The sequence below is a fragment of the Microbacterium sp. bgisy207 genome (assembly GCF_057706855.1).
The window spans coordinates 1-1518 of the sequence record NZ_JBYIPB010000030.1; the positions used below are offsets into that span (position 1 = coordinate 1).

1 protein-coding gene is annotated in these 1518 nt (G+C 67.5%); it reads left to right on the forward strand.

Annotation, left to right across the window (positions count from 1 at the left end; all coding sequences use genetic code 11):
• Positions 1-225: 225 nt before the first annotated feature.
• Positions 226-1497, forward strand: a complete 1272-nt coding sequence (locus AC3ENO_RS14885; protein WP_228045260.1) for an IS110 family RNA-guided transposase — start codon at positions 226-228, stop codon at positions 1495-1497.
• Positions 1498-1518: the final 21 nt, after the last annotated feature.

Genomic DNA, 1518 nt, shown 5'->3' on the forward strand with positions numbered 1-1518 from the left:
CACAGAGATGATGGATTCGGCTCCGGCGCCGGCGTGACCCGAAATTACACGGACGCCGTTCGCGGCTGTCTTTTTGTGGATCTGTCCGTCGACGCCGGGGTCGCTGCGGGCCGGGCGGGCACATGACTTGATAGGAGCCTGACCGGGTAGTCGTCTCACCTTTGTGCTGTCTGCACTCACCCGACCCGCGGTGACGTTCATCACCGTTGGAAGGGAATCCCGTCAATGACGAGCATGACACTCGACCCGCCGCTCACCAACCTGCTACCACCAGACGCCGAGCTGGTTGCCGGGGTCGACACGCACAAGAACACGCATCACGTCGCGATCCTCGATCTCGTCGGCAGACCCGTCGCGGACCGAGAGTTCCGCGCCGACGGTCGCGGATACGCGCAGATCGTCACGTTCCTCCACGCCCACGGCGATGTCGTCCGCGTCGGGGTGGAGGGAACGGGGTCGTATGGGGCTGGTCTCGCACGCGCGCTGACCGCGGCGGGGCTAACCGTCGTCGAAGTCGCAAGGCAGGACCGGCAAGCCCGCCGTCGTCGCGGCAAGTCCGACCCGCTCGACGCCCGCCAGGCAGCGGTCGCTGTCCTCGCGGGGACGGACACCGCGATCCCGAAGTCCGGTGATGGCGCGGTCGAGTCGATGCGGATCCTCCTCGCAGAGCGCCGCTCAGCGGCCAAGGCCAGGGCGCAAGTGATGAACCAGATCCATGCGCTACTGATCACAGCCCCCGAGCTCGTGCGACAGGCGTTCCGGGCGCTCAGTGGGCAGCGTCTGGTGAACACGCTCGCCAAAACCCGTCCCGGGACAATCATGTCCCCCGATCCTGAGGTCGTCGCCCGGCAGACACTGCGACGGTTCGCGGTCCGGCACCTCACCATGCAAGCCGAGATCGACCTCATCGAACAACAGCTGGAGGTGCTCGTCCGGCAGGTCAATCCGACGCTGCTGTCGCTGAGCGGCGTCGGTCCCGTCACCGCGGCGACGCTCCTCGTCGCCGCGGGCGACAACCCCGAGCGGCTCGGCACCCGCGCGAGCTTCGCCGCTCTCGCCGGCGTCGCCCCGATCCCCGCCTCCTCCGGGCAACGCACCCGGCACCGGCTCTCCCGCGGCGGTAACCGCCACGCGAACGCCGCGTTGCACAGGATCGTGCTCTTACGCATGCGGCACCGCGAGCCTCGCACGATGGCCTACTTCGAGAGGCGTCGTTCGGAGCAACTCACCGACCGTGACATCATGCGCTGCCTCAAACGCCACGTCGCGAACGAGATCTATGCCGCTCTGCTTAACCCCGCCACCGACAATCCCATCGGACGCGAACTCCGAGCACGCCGACAGGCGGTCGGTATCCCGATCAGCGTTCTCGCCGCCACTCTCGACGTCCCCTACCAGCGGCTCCGACGACTCGAGATCGGCACCCGCGCCGACCCTGAACTCGAAGCCCGAGCGACCGCCGTCCTGGAACAGATCAGCCCACCACTGGCCGCTTGACAGCAATAGGAGCATCCACTC